Origin of the sequence: Streptomyces sulfonofaciens, assembly GCF_014656295.1 — a bacterium.
Classification (GTDB): domain Bacteria; phylum Actinomycetota; class Actinomycetes; order Streptomycetales; family Streptomycetaceae; genus Streptomyces; species Streptomyces sulfonofaciens.
The window spans coordinates 200,775-219,625 of the sequence record NZ_BNCD01000012.1; the positions used below are offsets into that span (position 1 = coordinate 200,775).

At 71.8% G+C, this 18,851-nt stretch carries 14 protein-coding genes and 1 pseudogene; 7 read left to right on the top strand and 8 right to left on the bottom strand.

Annotated features, from left to right (window positions below):
* Positions 1 to 24: 24 nt before the first annotated feature.
* Together IE313_RS20570 and IE313_RS20575 are read left to right on the top strand one after the other, a co-directional pair.
* The gene (locus IE313_RS20570; RefSeq protein ID WP_189934333.1) at positions 25 to 1,263 is read left to right on the top strand and encodes a glycoside hydrolase family 5 protein; all 1,239 of its coding nucleotides are present in this window, start codon (positions 25 to 27) and stop codon (positions 1,261 to 1,263) included.
* A 236-nt stretch (positions 1,264 to 1,499) separates the two neighbouring features.
* A complete protein-coding gene (locus tag IE313_RS20575) occupies positions 1,500 to 2,315 on the top strand; it encodes a hydrolase (protein WP_189934335.1) in 816 nt (271 codons plus the stop codon).
* Positions 2,316 to 2,450: 135 nt separating this feature from the next.
* Here the strand turns inward: IE313_RS20575 and IE313_RS20580 are convergent, their stop codons facing one another.
* The 8 genes and pseudogenes from IE313_RS20580 to IE313_RS20615 form a co-directional block, all read right to left on the bottom strand.
* Positions 2,451 to 3,068, bottom strand: a complete 618-nt coding sequence (locus IE313_RS20580; protein ID WP_189934337.1) for a cellulose binding domain-containing protein — start codon at positions 3,066 to 3,068, stop codon at positions 2,451 to 2,453.
* Between the two features lie 332 nt (positions 3,069 to 3,400).
* A complete protein-coding gene (locus IE313_RS20585; RefSeq protein WP_189934339.1) occupies positions 3,401 to 4,432 on the bottom strand; it encodes a LacI family DNA-binding transcriptional regulator in 1,032 nt (343 codons plus the stop codon).
* 430 nt (positions 4,433 to 4,862) lie between these two features.
* Positions 4,863 to 7,853 carry an NHLP bacteriocin export ABC transporter permease/ATPase subunit gene (locus IE313_RS20590; RefSeq protein ID WP_229924808.1) on the bottom strand — a complete coding sequence of 997 codons (2,991 nt, stop codon included), beginning with the start codon at positions 7,851 to 7,853 and terminating at the stop codon, positions 4,863 to 4,865.
* Positions 7,854 to 10,139 carry an NHLP family bacteriocin export ABC transporter peptidase/permease/ATPase subunit gene (locus IE313_RS20595; protein ID WP_189934341.1) on the bottom strand — a complete coding sequence of 762 codons (2,286 nt, stop codon included), beginning with the start codon at positions 10,137 to 10,139 and terminating at the stop codon, positions 7,854 to 7,856. It abuts the gene before it with no gap.
* A complete protein-coding gene (locus IE313_RS20600; RefSeq protein WP_189934343.1) occupies positions 10,136 to 10,942 on the bottom strand; it encodes an HlyD family efflux transporter periplasmic adaptor subunit in 807 nt (268 codons plus the stop codon). The genes IE313_RS20595 and IE313_RS20600 overlap by 4 nt, the downstream gene beginning before the upstream one ends.
* A gap of 118 nt (positions 10,943 to 11,060) precedes the next feature.
* Positions 11,061 to 11,279, bottom strand: coding sequence for a type A2 lantipeptide (locus IE313_RS20605; protein ID WP_189934345.1), 219 nt, complete (start codon positions 11,277 to 11,279; stop codon positions 11,061 to 11,063).
* Positions 11,280 to 11,864: 585 nt separating this feature from the next.
* The gene (locus tag IE313_RS20610; RefSeq protein ID WP_189934347.1) at positions 11,865 to 12,131 is read right to left on the bottom strand and encodes a hypothetical protein; all 267 of its coding nucleotides are present in this window, start codon (positions 12,129 to 12,131) and stop codon (positions 11,865 to 11,867) included.
* A 282-nt stretch (positions 12,132 to 12,413) separates the two neighbouring features.
* Positions 12,414 to 13,061, bottom strand: a pseudogene (locus tag IE313_RS20615) (helix-turn-helix domain-containing protein); the annotation flags it as partial.
* A 318-nt stretch (positions 13,062 to 13,379) separates the two neighbouring features.
* On the opposite strand from IE313_RS20615, the gene IE313_RS20620 reads away from it, so the two are divergent.
* The 5 genes from IE313_RS20620 (at position 13,380) to IE313_RS20640 (ending at position 18,841) form a co-directional block, all read left to right on the top strand.
* Positions 13,380 to 14,051 carry an MmyB family transcriptional regulator gene (locus tag IE313_RS20620; protein ID WP_189934351.1) on the top strand — a complete coding sequence of 224 codons (672 nt, stop codon included), beginning with the start codon at positions 13,380 to 13,382 and terminating at the stop codon, positions 14,049 to 14,051.
* A gap of 206 nt (positions 14,052 to 14,257) precedes the next feature.
* The gene (locus IE313_RS20625) at positions 14,258 to 15,265 is read left to right on the top strand and encodes a LacI family DNA-binding transcriptional regulator (RefSeq protein ID WP_189934353.1); all 1,008 of its coding nucleotides are present in this window, start codon (positions 14,258 to 14,260) and stop codon (positions 15,263 to 15,265) included.
* 372 nt (positions 15,266 to 15,637) lie between these two features.
* Positions 15,638 to 16,960 carry an ABC transporter substrate-binding protein gene (locus IE313_RS20630; protein ID WP_189934355.1) on the top strand — a complete coding sequence of 441 codons (1,323 nt, stop codon included), beginning with the start codon at positions 15,638 to 15,640 and terminating at the stop codon, positions 16,958 to 16,960.
* A 10-nt stretch (positions 16,961 to 16,970) separates the two neighbouring features.
* On the top strand, positions 16,971 to 17,951 hold the full coding sequence (locus IE313_RS20635; protein ID WP_189934358.1) for a carbohydrate ABC transporter permease: 981 nt from the start codon (positions 16,971 to 16,973) through the stop codon (positions 17,949 to 17,951).
* Positions 17,948 to 18,841, top strand: coding sequence for a carbohydrate ABC transporter permease (locus IE313_RS20640; RefSeq protein WP_189934360.1), 894 nt, complete (start codon positions 17,948 to 17,950; stop codon positions 18,839 to 18,841). Before IE313_RS20635 ends, IE313_RS20640 begins: the two co-directional genes overlap by 4 nt.
* The last annotated feature ends 10 nt before the right edge of the window (positions 18,842 to 18,851 follow it).

Genomic DNA, 18,851 nt, shown 5'->3' on the forward strand with positions numbered 1-18,851 from the left:
GGCGAAGCTGCGGAAGGAACGGCAATGAAGCGGTTCCGTATCGTCCGATACGTGATCGCCGCGGTGTGCGGGCTCGTCGTCATGACGGCGGCGAGCCCGTCCCCCGCGGCCCAGCCCGGGGCCGTGCGCCCGGCCGGCGGCACCGGCACCGGCACCGGCTACTGGCACGCCGACGGCTCCCGGCTGCTCGACGCCGGCGGCACGCCGGTGCGGATGACCGGGATCAACTGGTTCGGCGCGGAGACCGGCAACTACCTGCCGCACGGTCTGTGGGCGCGGAACTACCAGGACATGATCGACCAGATGGCGGACCTGGGGTACAACACCCTGCGCCTGCCGTACTCCAACGAGATGCTGAGGCAGGGCTCCACGCCCAACGGCATCGACTACACGAAGAACCCCGACCTCAAGGGCCTCAGCGGCCTGGAGGTCCTGGACAGGATCATCGACCACGCCGGCTCCAGGGGCCTGCGGGTCGTCCTGGACCGGCACCGCCCCGACGCGGCCCAGCAGTCCCCGCTGTGGTACACCGCCGCCTATCCCGAGAGCGTCTGGATCGACGACTGGAAGTCGCTCGCCCGGCGCTACGCGGGCAACACCACGGTGATCGGCGCCGATCTGCACAACGAGCCGCACGCCGTGCAGGGCGGCACCGGCGCCTGCTGGGGCTGCGGCGACCAGGCCACCGACTGGCGGCTCGCCGCCGAACGCGCCGGCAACGCCATCCTCTCCGTCAACCCGAACCTGCTGGTCATCGTGGAGGGCGTCGACTGCGTACCGGGCACCGGCGAACCGGGGTGCGGCTGGTGGGGCGGCAACCTCTCCGGCGCCCGGCAGTACCCGGTCAGGCTCGACGTGCCCGGCAGGCTGGTGTACTCGGCACACGAGTACGCGACCTCGGTGTCACGGCAGCCCTGGTTCGACGACCCGTCCTTCCCGGACAACATGCCCGCGCTCTGGGACCACTTCTTCGGCTACCTGGAGAAGGAGGACATCGCACCGGTCCTGGTCGGCGAGTTCGGCAGCACCCTCCAGGACCCGCGCGACGGCGAGTGGCTGGCCGCCCTGATGCGGTACATGGGCACCGGCACCGGCGGCATGGACTTCACCTACTGGTCCCTCAACCCCAACTCGGGTGACACCGGGGGCATCCTGCAGGGCGACTGGACCACCGTCGACACCAGGAAGCAGTCCTACCTGGACCCCTATCTGATACCGCCCGTGCCGCCCGCCGGCCCGGCGGCCGCCCGCACCGGCGGCTGACCCGGCACGACCGAAGCCACTGAGCGCGTCCGAGCCGTGGCGGCGGATCTCCTCGCTCACGCCGCCGCTCGTGAGGAACGGCCGGACGCGCGCCCCCGGTGGTGGTTCCGCGACCACCACCGACGCGGTGGAGGGCTCGGTGGGAGCCCTCCACCGCGGCCCTCCCGGCGGGAGCCGCACAGACACCCGACACCTCCCGCCGGCATCAGCCCCGCCCCGTCCCTCCGGAGGATCACATGGCTTCATCACCCGCACGTCCCGGCCGCCGCCGCGCCCGTGCGTCGGCCGCGACCGCGCTGGCCCTCGCCGCCGTCGCCGCGGCCGGGCAACTGGCGCTCCAGCCCGCGGCCGCCGCGAGCCCCGGCGCCCCGAGAGCGGCCGTCTTCACCGACGGCTTCGAGGACCAGAGCGGCACGACGCCTTCCGGGCGGTGGAACACCACCGTCCGCGACTGCTCGGGCACCGGCACCGCCACCGTTGACTCCGGCAAGGCGCACTCCGGCACCAAGTCGGTCCGGGTCGACGGCAGAACGGGCTACTGCAACCACGCCTTCGTGGGCACGGACCTCTCCGCCGTCTCCGGAGGCTCCCTCTACGTGCGCTTCTGGATCAACCACAGCACGCCGCTGCCCACCGGCCACGTCGCCTTCGCGGCCATGCGGGACGCCAACGACGGCGGCAGGGACCTGCGCATGGGCGGCCAGAACCAGGCACTCCAGTGGAACCGCGAGTCGGACGACGCCACCCTGCCCGCGCAGAGCCCCGTCGGCGTCAGCAAGAGCATCCCGCTGCCCACCAACACCTGGTCCTGCATCGAGTACGGCATCACCGGCGGCAACCTGACGACCTGGGTGAACGGCAGGCAGATCGAGGGCCTGATCGCCGACGGCACCCCCACGCAGGACGTCGACCAGCAGTGGCGGTCCAGGTCCGGCTGGAGCCCGCGCCTGCAGAACCTGCGGCTGGGGTGGGAGAGCTACGCCGACGGCAACGACACGCTCTGGTTCGACGATGTCGCCGTGGGGACCTCCCAGCTCGGCTGCGGGTCCTGAACCACCGCAGGCGACACGACGCGGGGCCCGCTCGTCCTGAGCGGGCCCCGCGCCGTGTTCCCCGGTGCGCGCCGCGCCCGCGTCCCGCGGCTCACGGGCCGCCGGCCCCGGCCCCGCGCGACGGCCCCGCACCCGTCAGGGGCTGGTGCAGCCCATCGAGCCGATCGGGAAGTCGGCGCCCGTGGAGTCGGCGGTGAAGGTGAAGACGACCTCGTCGTCCGGCGGAACCGTGGCGTTGGACTCGACGTTGCGCACCGAGACGGTGCCGTCGCCGTGGTGCGCCAGGGTGCCGTCCTGGACCGCGGTGATCTCCGTGCCCACACCGGGCTGCCAGGTGACCGTCCACCCCACCATGGGCTCCGTGCCGTGGTTCATCACCTCGACCTGGCCCGTGAAACCGCCCGGGTGCTCCTCGGTGACGTTGTACAGGGCCATGCAGGTCATCGGCTCGCCCGGGTCGGTGGGCGGCGGGCCACCCGGGTCGGTCGGCGGATGCGGGTGGTCATGGTGGTGATGGTGATGGTGGTGCGGCGGCCGGTGCCCGTGGCCCGGCGGGTGCCCGTGTCCGTGGTGCCGCCCTGCCGTGCCGGTCGCGTGCCGGTCCTGGCCGACGGCGGTGTCCGCGGGGGCCCGGGTCGCGCCCGTCCCCTGGTGCGCCTGGGCCTGGCCGGGGCTGAGGAGGAGGACGCCGACGGCGGTGGTGGCCAGGGCGGCGACGGCCGCGGGCAGCGGGAGCTTGCCTCGTCTTCGCACGTGTGCACCTTTCGGTGGGGCCCGGCACGGTCCGCCACCGCCGGACAGCGGCGGACCGCCTCGGGCACGAGTCGGAGCCCTCCGGGCGGGCCGACGGCCGTGGCGCAGGCGGGACGCGTGCATACAGCATTGCTGGGAGCGCTTCCAGAAGCACGATACCCATGGCCTCAAGGCGTGTAAACGGCCCCGCCGCACGCCATGCCGAGGCCGTGCGGCATGTGCTGGAAGCGGTCTCAGGGGCGCGGTCGCCGAAGCGGGAAGGGCGGCAGGCCCCGCACGGTGCGGGGCCGTGCGGGTCCGTGCCGTGCCGGCCTTGTGCCGCCGCGTCCCGTTCAGGTGGTGGCGCGCCCCACGAACTCCGTGGGCAGCAGGATCGACGGCGGCAGGTCGGAGTCGCCCGCGAGCTGCGCCAGCAGCCGCCAGGCCATCGTCCTGCCCAGCTCCTCGACCGGTTGACGGATGGTGGTCAGCGGTGGCACCGCGGTCGCGGCGACGTCGGAGTCGTCGAAGCCGACCACGGCGACGTCCTCGGGCACCCTCTTCCCGATCGCCTGCAGGAAGCGCATGGCGCCCACCGCCATCAGGTCCGAGGCCACGAACACCGCGTCGAGGTCGGGGTGCGCCTCCAGCAGCCGGCGCATGGCGGCCTCACCGCTCGCCATGGTGAAGTCGCCGTGCTCCACGGCGTCCGTGGGCTGCCCGGACGAGGCCAGGCCGCGGCGGAACCCGCTGAGCCGGTCGATGCCCACGGACATGTCCCGCGGTCCCGCGATGGTGGCCACCCTGCGCCGTCCGATGTCGACCAGGTGACGGGCCGCCATGCTGGCGCCGTTGAAGTTGTCGGCGTCGACATAGGGGACGTCGGCCCTGGTCAGCGGCCGACCGCAGACCACGAGCGGCAGCCCCGACGCCAGTAGCTGGCCGGCCAGCGTGTCCCAGCCGTGCACACTGACCAGCAGCACGCCGTCGACGTGGCCCTCCCGCAGGGAGCGCAGCGAACCGTCGTCCCCGTGCTGCTCCTTGGCCATGATCAGCGACAGTTGCAGCCCGTTCTCGCCGAGGCTGCCCGAGATGCCCCGCATGATGCGGGCGAAGAACGGGTCGCTGACGACGAACTTCTCCGACTCGGACACCACCAGCGCAATGGAGCCGGTCCGCTTGGTTGCCAGCGATCGGGCCACCTGGTTCGTCCGGTACCCGAGGTTCTCCACGGCCCGTTCCACCGCGGCCCTGGCGGTGGAGCTCACATAGGGCAGGCCGTTGATCGCCCTGGAGGCCGTGGCGCGGGAGACCCCGGCCGCCTTCGCCACCTCGTCGAGCGTGGGCGGCCGCCCCGCCGTGGGGGCCTTAGCAGGATCATTCACCGGTTCTCCACTAGTGACAGGGTCAACTGTCGTCGTACGCGTGCCGCACGGGACCGCGTCAGGCGGTCCCGTCCGCTCGGCATCCTCTGGCTCTTCCCACGCCCGACCATGGTATTCACCTGCGAACACGCTTCCTCCCTGCCTCTCCCGACGCCGTGCGGGCGTCGGAGGTGCCCCAGGCGGCAATGCGAGAGCCACCTTCCGCCCGAGCGCGAGTGCTCGCAAGATCGATCCGGCGGTCCCGTCCGTCCTCCCCCGACAGCGGGATCGGCCTCCAGAACCAGTGGGGTGTCGCGCCTGCGTACGGACTCTGGAAGCCGTTCCAGATTACCTGCCGGTCAGGGCCGTTCACCATATTGGGCAGAACCCGGAACGGGGTGATTGCGATCACGAACCGTGCCACGAGTCCGCCCTCCGGGCGCGCGGCGCCTCACTGCATCTGCCGTCGTACCAGCTCATGGAGCCGGCCGCCGGGGTCGGCGAGGAGCTGGGAGGGCGGCCCGACCTCCGTGATCCGGCCGTCCGCCATCACGACCACACGGTCGGCGTCCAGCACGGTGGACAGCCGGTGGGCGATCACGACCCGGGTGGCCTTTAGAGCGCGGGTGCTGTCGATCACGGTGCGCTGGGTCTCGTTGTCGAGGGCGCTGGTCGCCTCGTCGAAGAAGAGGATCCTCGGGCGGCGGATCAGCGCCTGGGCGATCATCAGGCGCTGCCGCTGCCCGCCGGAGACCGCACCGCTGCCCGCGACGATGGTGTGCATGCCCATCGGCATCCGCCTGATGTCCTCGGCGAGCCCCGCCATCTCGGCCGCCTGCCAGGCCTCCTCCTGGGTGAACGGCTCCGCGCCGCAGATGCAGTCCAGGATCGATCCGGTGAACGGCTGGGCGTGTTGCAGCACCACCCCGCACTGCCGCCGCACCGCCGCCTGGTCGAGCGCGGCCAGGTCCTGCCCGTCGTAGAGGACGCTGCCCGAGACGGGCTTGTCGAAGCCGATGAGCAGCCGCAGCAGCGTCGACTTGCCGCAGCCGCTCGGGCCGACGATCGCCACGAACTCACCGGGGCGCACCTCGAACGTCACGTCGTCCAGCACCAGCGGACCGTCGTCGGTGTAACGGAAGGAGAGCTTGCGTGCCTCGATGGCGCCGCTGAGCTCACCCGGCCTGGTGCTCGCCTCGCCGACCTCCGGTGCCTCGTCGAGCACCGGCCTGATCTCCTCGAACATCGGCAGCACGGCGACCACCGAGACCAGGGCGCCGGTGAGCTGGGTGGCCGAGGTGAGCATCATCGTCATGGCGGTGTTGAAGGTGAGGAACGACCCCGCCGACATGCTGCCCCGGGCCGGACCGGCCAGCAGCATGAACATCAGCAGCGAGCACAGCGGCAGGTAGAGGGCGCCGGCGACGGTGGTGACGTTCTTGATCCGGCCGACCCGCTGCTGCATCTCACGGCTGCGCGCGAACTCCCGCGCCCAGGCCGCGTAGGCGTAGTTCTCGGCCGCCGCGATGCGCAGCTTCGGCAGCCCGCGCAGCGTCTGGAACGCCCGGTTGTTCAGCTTGTTGGTGAGCACCACGAGGCGCCGCTGCCAGCGCACCTGCCACAGCCCGAGGGCCAGGAACACCGCGGCGATCACCAGCAGCATCGCGCCGGCCGCCAGCGCCATGGGAACGCTGTAGCACAGCAGCAGGACGAGGTTCATCGCGCCGATGGTGCTGGACTGCACCGCCACCGGGGCGACTCCGGCCAGCATCCTGCGGATCGCGCTGACGCCCATCGCCGCGCTGGCCAGCTCTCCGGTCGAGCGCCGGGTGAAGAACCTGGTGGGCAGCCTGAGCAGCCGGTCCCACACGGCGGGTTGCAGGGTGGCCTCGATCCGCCCCTCGATCCGCAGCATGGTCAGGTTCTGCAGCAGCGTGAAGGCCGCGGAGACCAGGCTGGCGACCATCACCGCGAGGCAGACCTGCACGATCAGGCCGCGCTCCGCCTGCGGTACGAACTGGCCGAGCACCTTGCCCGTGGCGATCGGCACCAGTGCGCCGAGGCCCACCGTCACCAGTCCGCTCACCACCAGGTTGCGCACGTCGAACGCGGTGCCCCGCAGGCTGAAGCGCATCAACCGCAGCAGGTCGAGCCGGCGCTCGGGGAGCGGGCGGTAGAACATCGCCCCCTGCGCCTCGAACTCCCCGGCGTTGCCCGCGTCGACGCGGGTGCCGCGGCCGGACACCGCGCTCACCGCCGTGTATCCGCCGCGCCGCCACAGCAGCGCCACCGGCACCCCGCTGCCGGCCCGCCGGCCCACCAGCGGGCCCATGTCATCCTTCCACCAGCGCCCGGTCAGGCGCACCACCCGGGTGCGGATCCGGGAGGCCTGCGCGATCCGCTCCACCGGATCGGTGCGGTCGCCGACCGCCCCGCTCGCGGCCGGCTCCGTCAGCCTGATCCCGGCCGCACCGGCGACCAGCCGGCAGACGGCGTAGGTGACGTCGTCGCCCGCGCCCTGCCCGCGCCCGGCACCGCCACGCGCGCTGCCGATGGACGCCAGCAGCGCCCGGTCGGCCTGCTCGCGCACCGCCTCACCGGCCCTGATGCCGGCCGCCGTGCGGTCCTCGTGGGTGCGCTCCAACTGCTCGATCCAGCGGTCCAGCGCGGACAGCAGCCGTTGCTGCTGGTCGACCATGGACTGCCACAGCCCCGGGTCGACCAGCAGATCGCCCGCGGCCTCGGCGCTGTACGCGGCCCCGTACTGCACGCTGCCGGGCGGCACCTGCATCCACAGCACGTCCGCCTCGGCACCGGGTTCGGCGGGCTGCCCGCTCAGCGGCGCCTCGAAGACGATGCCGAGACCCCGCCCGACGCCCAGCGCGAAGGCGTACTCCAGCGCGCTGAGCTGCTCCGGAGCCCCCTGGTCCCGGGTGCCGTACGGATCGCCCTGCCCGGCGGCCGGGTACGCCCCCGTGTCATAGGCGGGGTAGGAGCCGGTGTCGTACGCGGCGGCCGGGTACGCCCCTGTGTCATAGGCGGTGTCGTAGGCGGGGTGGGAGCCGGTGTCGTACCCGTCGCCGTACCCGCCCTGGTAGGCGGCCGGACCGGTCTGCCGGGACAGCTCCCGCAGCGGGATGCGGCGCAGGACGCAGCCGCGCACCGGCCTGCCCACCAGGGTGTGCTGGGGCCCCTGCACGGGCCCGAGCAGCAGCGAGCCGGGTTCCAGGCGGCCGAGGTGGTGCCAGTGCCCCTGCTGCGCCGCGTCGACCGCGAACAGGTCGAGCGCGCCCGCCGCCACCAGCCACAGCACCACCGGGCCCTCCAGGGGCACGCTGGGCAGACCGGTGCAGTCCACCTGCTCGCCCAGCGAGCCCAGCGCCGCGAGGACCGCGTCGTCCCCGGCCGGCTGGGCTGTCACCGGGTCGTGTACGGAGGTCACTCAGCTCTCCCTGACCAGTTCGGCGTACGGGCCGCCCGCCGCGACCAGTTCTTCATGGCGTCCGCGCTCCACGACCGTGCCGTGGCTCAGCACCACGATCTCGTCGCTGTCGCGGACCGTGCTCAGCCGGTGGGCGATCACCACGCAGGCGCAGCCGCGACGGCGCAGGTTGTCGATGATGACCAGCTCGGTCTCCGCGTCCAGCGCGCTCGTCACCTCGTCGAGCACCAGCACGCTGGGACCGCGCACCAGCGCGCGGGCGATCTCCAGGCGCTGCCGCTGGCCGCCGGAGAAGTTCTGGCCGTCCTGCTCGACACGGCTGTGGATGCCGCCGGGACGGCGCGCCACCACCTCGTACAGCGCGGCGTCCTTGAGCGCGGCGATCACCGCGTCGTCCGGGATCGAGGGGTCCCACAGCGCGATGTTGTCGCGGACCGTGCCCTCGAAGAGGAAGATGTCCTGGTCGACGAAGGAGACCGAGGAGGCGAGCGCGCCGCGCGGGATGTCGTCCAGGCGCTGCCCGTCGATGCGTATCTCGCCCTCCCACGGGGTGTAGAGGCCCGAGATCAGCCGGGAGACGGTCGACTTGCCGCTGCCCGAGCCGCCCACCAGCGCCACCTGCTGCCCGGGGCCGACCGACACGGAGAATCCGGTGAGCAGCGGCTTGTCCAGCGGACTGTAGCCGAAGGTGATGTTCTCCAGCGTCACGTGCCCGCGCAGCCTGCGGGTGCCGCCGCCGGTCCCGGGGCGGGCGTAGAGCGAGTCGGCAGGGAAGTTCTCCACGTCCTTGAGCCGCGCCACGTCGGCGGCGAAGTCCTGGATGCGGCCCGCGACGCCGTTCAGCCGGGTGATCGGGGCGGTGAAGCGGGTCACCAGTGCCTGGAAGGCGACCAGCAGACCGATCGAGATGTGCCCGTCCACCGCGCGCAGCCCGCCGACCCACAGGATCAGCGCGCTGTTGAGCGTGGCCAGCGTCGGCGCCACCATGCCCAGCCAGGCGCTCGGCACACCGAGCCGCTGCTGCTCCTCCAGCGTCGTCGCGTGCTGGCCCGCCCAGCGGCGGAAGTAGCCGTCCTCGCCGCCGGTGGCCTTCATCGTCTCGATCAGTTGGAGTCCGGTGTACGAGGTGTTGGTCAGCCGTGCGGTGTCCGCGCGCAGTTTCTGCGTCCGGGTGGCCCGCAGCTTCACCACCACGCGCATCGCGACCACGTTCAGCAGTGCCACCAGCACCCCGATGACCGTCAACTGCGGATCGTAGGTCCACAGCAGCACCGCGTAGAGCAGCACCACCACCGCGTCCACACCGGCGGCGGCCAGGTCGCGGGCCAGCGTCTCGGCGACCGTGTCGTTGGACTGCAGCCGTTGCACCAGGTCGGCCGGGCTGCGCTGGGCGAAGAACGTGACGGGCAGCCGCAGCAGGTGGCGCAGGAAGCGGGCGCTCGCGAGCGTGGACGAGATCAGCCGGCCGCGCAGCAGGTTCGACTGCTGCAGCGCCGTGAGCACCCCGGTCAGCACCACCATCGCGGCCATCGACGTGAACAGCGCCCCCAGCAGCGAGGTCTGGCCGCCGATCAGGAAGGTGTCGATGTACGTCCTGCTGAGCGCGGGCACGGCGGCGCCCACCGCGACCAGCAGCAGGCTGGCCAGCACCGCGGCGGGCATGGTGCCGAAGGTGCCGCGCAGCCGGGCCGGCATCGCCCCGAGGACACCGGGCTTGCGCCCGCCCCTGCTGAAGCCGTCGCCGGGCTCGAAGACCAGCACGATGCCGGTGAAGGAGCTGTCGAAGTCCTCCATGGGAACGAACCTGCGGCCCTTGGCGGGGTCGTTGATGTGCACACCGCGCTTGCCGAACCTGCGGCCCATGCCGTCGTAGACGACATAGTGGTTGAACTCCCAGAACAGGATCGCCGGGCCCTGCACCTCGGCGAGCGCGGCCACGTCCATCTGCATGCCCTTGGACGTCAGGCCGTAGCTGCGGGCCGCCTTGAGTACGTTGCTGGCCCGCGAGCCGTCGCGCGAGACACCGCAGGCGATGCGCAGTTCCTCCAGCGGGACGTGCCTGCCGTAGTGGCCGAGCACCATGGCGAGGGAGGCGGCGCCGCACTCCACGGCCTCCATCTGCAGCACGGTGGGGCTGCGCACCGTTCTCGGCCTGCGGCCCTTGGGCGCGGGCCCGGGCGGTGCGGGCGTGCGGCGCCGGCCGCCGCGCTCCTCGGCGGCGGGGCGGTGCCTGCCGCGGCCGGCGGGGGCGGGAAGGCGCGGGGGAGTGGATCCGGGCGCGCTCATGGCAGCAGCCAATCGGCCGGTCGCTGGTCGGCGAGGCGGATGCGGGCGACGGCTGCGGTCATGGACTGCACGGTGAAGGGCGGGCCTTGGGGTGAGGACCAGCGGTAGCCGGACTTGGTGTGCTGGGAGGTGTCGAGCCTGACCACGACGGGGACGGGGCTGCCCTGGCGGGTGAAGGCCCTGCCCAGCTCCGCGTCGCCGAGGAAGGCGGTGACCTGCTGGCGGCTCTGGGCCGCCTTGCCGACGGTCTGCACCCGGCCGCGGAGCACGCCGTAGCGGTCGACCGGCACCGATTGGAGGGTGAGGTCGACCGGAGCGCCCTGCGGGACGCTCGCGGCGCGGGCCGCGGGCACGTAGAGGACGGCCAGCAGCGGGTCGCCCGGGTGGTCGACCCGCTCGACGGTGGCGACGTCGGTGCCGGTGGTGACCACCGCGCCGATGGTGACCGCGAGGGTGGTGAGGCGTCCCGCGGCCAGGGTGCGCACGACGCTGTCGCCGTGCGGGGTGCGGATCTTGAGGAGCGGGGTGCCGGTGGGCAGGTTCCTGCCCGCTTCGGCGAGTACGTCGGTGACCTGGCCCGCGACGGGGCTCTGCAGGACGTAGCTGCCCTCGGCGTGGGTGAGGACGCCGTCCGCTTCGAGGGTGGAGGAGACGGTGCCGGTCAGGGCCCAGAACGCACCGGCCGCCATGACGACGACCGTGACGGCCAGCACGAGCCACCCCTGCGGCCGGGCGAACCGTACCGGCAGGTCGAGCTCTTCCGGCGCCTGCAGTTTGGAAAGGGCCTGTTTGCGGAACTCCACCGAACTCTTCCCTCAACTGCCTGTTGCTGCGTCCGACTGTCAGTGTTCGGCTGTCCACGTCACGACAGCCGAGAGCCCCGGAGCCACCCGGCTCCGGGACTCACAGCAGTATCGCGTCTCAGAGACCGGAGACCACACCGGTGGCCAGACCGGTGACGTCGAGACCGACGGTCGACTGGACGACACCGGAGACGGCGCCGACGGTGCCGCTGACCGGGGCAACCGAGTCCGCCGTGGCGACGACGTTGCTCACCAGGTCGCCGACCAGGCCGCCGGAGACGTTGTCCAGCTCGCTGTCGGAGATTTCGAGGGTCTCAACCTGGGGGGTGCGGTTCATGATGGGAGTTTCCCTTCGTAAGGATATTTCTCAACAACGGCCGGACGAACCGTTCGGAGCGGGACCGCCATGCCGTTCGCGGCCGCCTGCTCCCCTGGGGTGGGTTCTCAGGGGTGGCTGCCGCGGTGCTGAGGATCCAAGCACGCCGTCACGTCGGGCTGCCAACTCCCGGCACCGCGATCCGGTGGTCGGGGGAGCGCCGACTTTCCCTGAGGTGCAGGTGTGTGCACGGGTTGGTGGCGAATCCTTCACGTGGCCCGCCGTCATGACCCCTTCCCGCGGCGTCCGGTGTCGCGGAAACCGGACACTCCCGTCACGAGAAGGCGGTGGCCCCACCTGTCCCTCGGTTTTCTGTCGGGATCCGTGCCCTGCCTGCGCAATCGGTGTGCAGATTTACTGAAGGTGCGCTTCCGCTTGGCCTGCGTGAACGCATAGTCACCGGTCCGTCGCGCTGTGCTCTCCCGGTGTGCCTGCTTGCCGTGCCTTGTCGTGCATGGCACTGCATTGCGGGTGAAAACAGTCATGCCCCCGCACGGGGCGGTGAGCGCCGGTGCGGGAGCAGGTGAGGGGGGCAGGCCGTGCTGGTCAGCCGCCCGCCGCACCCACCGCGGGGCACCAGGACCGCAGCAGCGCGAAGAACTCCCCCTCGTTGCCCGCGAGTCCGGCCGCGGCGAGTGCCCGGTCGGCGTCGGCCAGTAAGGAGGGCGCGACCACGGGCGGGTGACCGATGCCCGCGCCGCCCGCGGGGGCCGTGGGGCCGGCGAGGTCGAGGGCCGCCCGCACCGTCTGGAGCAGGCGCAGGTACGCCTGGACGGCGGCGCGTTCGCGGTCGGTCATCAGGGCCATGGGCATGGCTGCTCCCCGGTGTGCTCGGCGCCGCCCCGCCGGTCGGTGGGCGGTGCGGCATCGGTCGGCTGCGCACGGTCGTTGCGCACTGCCAGCATGCCGTCCTGCACTGACAACGGCGCTGCGTGCGCGGTGCGTGCCGGCCGCTCAGCAGCCGCCCGGCAGTCCCGGCGCGTCGCCCTGTTGCGCGGGCCCGGGCGGGCCCGGTGCCTCGTGCCCCGCGGGTTCGGGCTGCGCGGGCTCGCGCCCAGCAGGCGCGTACCGCCCGCCGGCGTCCTCGAACAGCATCTCCAGCAGCATGTCGAGCCACTCGGTGACCTTGTCGCGGTGCTGGTCGCTGGGCAGTCGTGCGGCGCGCAGCGCGATGTCGCGCACGCCGTGGTGCCGGAGCAACTGCTCCAGCGGGTCACGCTCCCGGTCCTGGGGCGGCGCCGGGCAGCGCACCGCACGCCACTGCCGGTCGAGCCGGTGCAGCAGCTCCTGCTCGGTGTGCTGCAGGGCCATGGCGAGCGCTTCGGGGTCGTCGGCGGTCAGGAAGCCGGCGTGCACGCCGAAGAAGCGCTGGATCGCTGCGCAGTGCTCCATGGTGGGCCGCCGGTCGCCGTTGATCAGCGCTCCGGCCTGCTGGCGCGACATGCCCGCCGCGTCGGCGATCTCCTGCTGGGTGTAGCGGCGGCCGTCCGGCTTCCTGCGGGTGCGGCGCAGCAGGGCGAGCCGCTGCACGAAACGGTCCTGGAGGCAGACGCAGCCGCGCGTGCGGCCGCCGAGCAGCGGTTCGACCAGCTCCTCGGGAACGCCCGAGGCGACGGACAGCCGTGCCGCGTCGAAGACCTCGGCGCGGGGGATGCGGAGCCGGTCGGCCAGGGCACTGACACGGGCGGCCAGGGCCGGCAGCGGGCCGGTGTCAGCATCCGGAACCGAAAGGCCATCCGTCACCGAGAGAGCTCCTTGGTCACACCGGCGGGATCGGCGGGACCAAGGCATCCGAACTCCCGCCACCGCTTGATGGATCGCGCCGCCCTGCACGTGCCGTCCCGTAGGCGGACGTCGGGAGGTTAACCGGTGGCGGACGGGCGCATCCAGAACCGCCACAACTGTGGCGTGAATCGGCCCTCAACAGACCTTAAATGCCACGATAATTGACATGTATCTGCGGTGGCAGCAGGATCGCGGGGCGGATGTGAAGATCCGTTTTGCCGCCGCGACCGCAGGGCAGTCGCGGGAAAAGAGCTGTAGTTGGGGGTTGGTGCACCGATGGCACACCGCGCGGGCGGGTGGCGGTCGGGGACCGGGCACGACCCCGGCGATCCGGAGGTGCGCGCCTACCTCGAGGACTACACCGTTCTGCTGAGCACGGTTCCGCACCCGTCCGTCGTCTACGACCACCGGTGGGACGTGGTTCTCGCCAACCCCGCCTTCGACGCGCTCTTCCAGGGCATCGCGCCGCACCCGACCGCGATGCCGCACGACAACCTCATGCGCTTCGTCCTCTTCCATCCCCAGGCCGGCTCGGTCCTCGGCGAGCACGAGTCGAGCTGGTGCCTGCCGATGCTGGCGCACCTGGCCAAGGGCCTGGAGGAGCACGGGCAGGACGCCGGACTGCTCGCGATCCGCAGGGAGATCGAGGACGACCCCATCATGGAGGCCGCCTACCGCCAGGGCCTGCCGCACTGGCTGCGGACGGTCGGCCCGGACGCGGCGGAGCACGACGGCTCGGTCCGTCCGCTGTGGCATCCGGATCCGCGCTGGGGCCGCACCCACTGCCGGGTCGTGGCCGACACCCCCCGGATGCTCCAGGCACTGGGCTACCACCATCTGACGCTGGTGCTGCGCGAGCCCCGCGGCGGCCCGCGCGGTATGCGCGCGGCGCCCGGCGGCCGACGGGCCGCGGGCCACCTCCGGGCGGTGCCCGCCGCGGAGGCCTGACGCGGAGGCCTGACGCGCCGGCGCCCGCGCGCTGGAGGCCGGTTCGAGCAACGGGGATCCTTTGCTGTTGCTGTTGCTGTTGCTGTTGCTGTTGCTGTCGGTGTCGCCGCCGTCGTCACCGGCTGTCCTGCACGGCCTGCACGGCCTGCACGGAGGCGCCCGACCCACGCAAGCTGCTTGCAAGAGCTTGCGCTATTCTTGCGTGCATGACGCGACGACTTGCTCAGGTGGCCAAGAAAGTAGGGGTCAGCGAGGCCACGGTCAGCCGGGTGCTCAACGGCAAGCCGGGGGTCTCGGAGGCGACCCGGCAGGCGGTGCTCTCCGCGCTCGACGTGCTCGGCTACGAGCGCCCCACCCAACTGCGCGGCGAGCGCGCCCGTCTGGTGGGCCTGGTGCTGCCCGAGCTGCAGAACCCGATCTTCCCCGCGTTCGCCGAGGTGATCGGTGGTGCGCTCGCCCAGCTCGGCCTGACGCCCGTGCTGTGCACCCAGACCAAGGGCGGGGTCTCCGAGGCGGACTACGTCGAGCTGCTGCTGCAGCAGCAGGTGTCCGGCGTGGTGTTCGCGGGCGGCCTGTACGCGCAGGCCGACGCGCCGCACGACCACTACCGGCAGTTGGCCGACCGCAGGATCCCGGTGGTGCTGGTCAACGCCGCCATAGAGCACCTGGGCTTCCCCGGTGTCTCCTGCGACGACGCCGTCGCCGTCGAGCAGGCCTGGCGGCACCTCGCCTCGCTCGGCCACGAGCGCATCGGCCTGGTCCTCGGCCCCGCCGACCACATGCCCTCGCAGCGCAAGCTCGCCGCCGCACGGGCCATCCGGGCGGCCGCCGGCGCCGGGCTGCCCGACGAGCACGTCGCACGCGCCATGTTCTCCATCGAGGGCGGCCAGGCCGCCTCCGCCCGGCTGCTGGACGCCGGCGTCACCGGTTTCATCTGCGCCAGCGACCCGATCGCGCTCGGCGTGGTGCGCGCCGCCCGCCGCCGCGGCCTCGCGGTGCCCGGGAACGTGTCGGTGGTCGGCTACGACGACTCGGCGCTGATGAACTGCACCGAGCCTCCGCTGACGACGGTCCGCCAGCCCATCGAGTCCATGGGCCGGGCCGCGGTCGAGATGCTGTACGCGCAGATCGGCGGCGGCAGCGTGGCCGCCGAGGAGCTGCTGTTCGAACCGGAGCTGGTGGTCCGCGGCTCCACCGGCCAGGCGCCGCGCTGACCCCGTGGCGGCCCCCGGCCGGCCGCACCCCGCGGCCGGCCGCCGTGTGCCGGCCGTGTGTCGGACGCCGCCATGAGCCCGCAGCCGCGTGGCATCCGGATGGCAATGGTGCGGTATGGACCAACAGTGAGCTGTTCAGTATTTACGAGATAGGCGCGACATCTTGCGTCTCACTATCGGTGGTGGTTGAGTGGCGTGCGCCACGCAGCGCACGCGTCCACCACGGCGTGCCGCGCGGCGGGGCCTACCACGCGCCTGCCCAAAAGGGGTCCACCGATGAGAAGTCCCGGGTTCCGTCGCACCTTCTTCCTGGGGGCACCCCCCAGGCCTTCCGGCCGCCGGGGGAGCATCAGGGGCCTCGGGGGCGCCCCCATGGCCGCCATGGCCACGGCCCTCGTCCTCACCACGGTCTCGGCCTGCGGTTCCGGTGACGACGGGGCCGCCGACGGCAGGACCCACATCACGGTCAACTGCGAACCCCCGAAGAGCGCCAAGGTCGACCGCGGCTTCTTCGACCAGGACGTGGCGTCCTTCGAGAAGCAGCACCCGGACATCGCCGTCACCCCGCACGACGCCTTCCCCTGCCAGGACCCCAAGACCTTCGACGCCAAGCTCGCCGGCGGGCAGATGGAGGACGTCTTCTACACGTACTTCACCGACGCCGCGCACGTCGTGGACATCAACCAGGCCGCCGACCTCACCCCGTACGTCAAGGACCTGAAGAGCTACCCGACGATCCAGAAGCAGTTGCGCGACATCTACACCGTGGACGGCAGGATCTACGGCATTCCGCGCACCGGCTACTCGATGGGCCTCGTCTACAACAAGAAGCTCTTCAAGAAGGCCGGCCTCGACCCCGAGAAGCCGCCGGCGACATGGCAGGAGGTGCGCGCCGACGCCAAGCGGATCGCCGCGCTCGGCGGCGGCACCGTCGGCTACGCCGACTACAGCGCCCAGAACCAGGGCGGTTGGCACTTCACCGCCGAGCTCTACTCCCAGGGCGGCGACGTCGTCAGCCCGGACGGCAAGAAGGCACGCGTCGACACCCCCGAGGGCCGTGCCGTCCTGCAGAACCTGAAGGACATGCGCTGGAAGGACGACTCCATGGGCAGCAAGCAGCTCCTCGTCCTGAACGACGTCCAGTTGATGATGGGTTCGGGCAAGCTCGGCATGTACCTGGCGGCGCCGGACAACATCCCGATCCTGGTCAAGGAGAAGGGCGGCAACTACAAGGACCTCGCCCTCGCGCCCATGCCCGGCGGCAAGGGCACCCTCATCGGCGGCGACGGCTACATGTTCAACAAGAAGGACAGCCCCGCGCAGATCAGGGCCGGGCTGAAGTGGCTCGACCACATGTTCCTCACCCCCGGCAAGGGCTTCTTCGGCGACTACGCCCGCGCCAGGAAGCACGACGCGCCGGTCGGCCTGCCCGAGCCGCGGCTGTTCACCGGTGCGGCCGACGCAGAGGACCAGCAGATCAAGAAGGCCAACGCCAACGTGCCGGTGGACAACTACCAGCGCTTCCTCGACGGCAACAAGCAGCTCGACCTCAAGATCGAGCCGCCGCAGGCGCAGCAGATCTACTCGGTCCTGGACGGCGCCGTCTCGGCCGTGCTCACCAAGAAGGACGCCGACATCGACCAGCTCCTCAAGGACGCCTCCGGCAAGATCGACGGAATTCTCGCCCGGGGCTGACGGGAGCGCCATGAAGACCGCACCGAATCCGGCCGCGCCCGCGCGGCCGCCGGCCGTGCCACCCGGCCCACCGGGCGCAGGCGCGGCGGGCGGCGCCGCGGCCCGCACGGGCCGCCCGCTGAGCCGCAGGATCGCCGAGCAGGCCCGCGCCTACGCCTTCCTCCTCGGCGGCCTCGTCTGCTTCGCGCTGTTCTCCTGGTACCCGGCGGTGCGTGCGGTCGTCATCGCCTTCCAGAAGTACACGCCGGGCTCCGATCCGCAGTGGGTGGGCACCGCCAACTTCACCCGGGTGCTGCACGACCCCGAGTTCGGCGCGGCCTGGCGCAACACCCTGGTGTTCACCCTGTTCGCGCTGCTGCTCGGCTTCGCGGTGCCGTTCGTCACCGCGCTGGTGCTCAACGAGCTCCGGCACTGGAAGGCGTTCTTCCGGGTCGTGGTCTACCTGCCCGTGATGATCCCGCCGGTGGTCAGCGCCCTGCTGTGGAAGTGGTTCTACGACCCGGGGGCGGGCCTCGCGAACGAGGTGCTGCGCTTCGCGCACCTGCCCACCTCCAACTGGTCCAACGGCGCGGACACCGCCCTCGTCTCCCTGGTCATCGTCGCCACCTGGGCCAACATGGGCGGCACGGTACTGATCTACCTGGCGGCCCTGCAGGGCATACCCGGGGAGCTGTACGAGGCGGCGGAGATCGACGGGGCCGGACTCCTGCAGCGGGTGCGGCACGTGACGATCCCGCAGACCCGCTTCATCATCCTCATGCTGATGCTGCTCCAGATCATCGCCACCATGCAGGTCTTCACGGAGCCGTTCGTGATCACCGGCGGCGGTCCGGAGAGCGCCACCGTCACCGTGCTCTACCTGATCTACAAGTACGCCTTCCTCTACAACGACTTCGGCGGCGCCTGCGCGCTCAGCGTCATGCTGCTCGTCCTGCTCAGCGCCTTCTCCGCGCTCTACCTGCGCCTGACCCGCTCGGGGGAGGACACATGAGGCCCTCAGGTCCCCGCGGCACCCGCACACTGATCTCGCCGCACACCCTCGGCCGCCCGCGCGGCAGGGCCGTCTACTGGACGGTGTTCTGCGGCGTGGTGCTGCTCTTCGCACTCGCCTTCCTCTTCCCGGTGTACTGGATGGTGTCCGGCGCGATGAAGTCGCCGGACGAGGTGACCCGCACCCCGCCCACCCTGGTCCCCGAGTCCTGGCACACGGCCGGCTACACCGACGCCTGGGACCTGATGCAGTTGCCCGCGCACCTGTGGAACACGGTGGAGCAGGCCGCCGGCGCCTGGCTGCTGCAGATCGTCTTCTGCACCGCGGCCGCCTACGCCCTGTCCAAGCTGCGGCCCGCGTTCGGCAGGATCGTCCTCGGCGGCATCCTGGCCACCCTCATGGTCCCGGCGCAGGCCCTGGTCGTGCCGAAGTACCTGACCGTGGCCGACCTGCCCGTGCTGCACACCAGCCTGCTCAACGACCCGCTCGCGATCTGGCTGCCCGCCGTGGCCAACGCCTTCAACCTCTACCTCCTCAAGCGGTTCTTCGACCAGATACCGCGCGACGTGCTGGAGGCGGCGGAGATCGACGGCGCCGGGAAGCTGCGCAGCCTCGTCTCGATCGTCCTGCCGATGTCGCGGCCGGTGCTCGGCGTGGTGTCGATCTTCGCGCTCGTCGCCGTCTGGCAGGACTTCCTGTGGCCGCTGATGGTCTTCTCCGACACCGACAAGCAGCCCATCAGCGTGGCACTGGTCCAGTTGTCCCAGAACATCCCGCTGACCGTGCTGATCGCGTCCATGGTGATCGCCAGCGTCCCGATGGTCGTGATGTTCCTGGTCTTCCAGCGGCACATCATCGCCGGCATCAGCGCCGGCAGCACCAAGGGCTGAGCGCCCACCC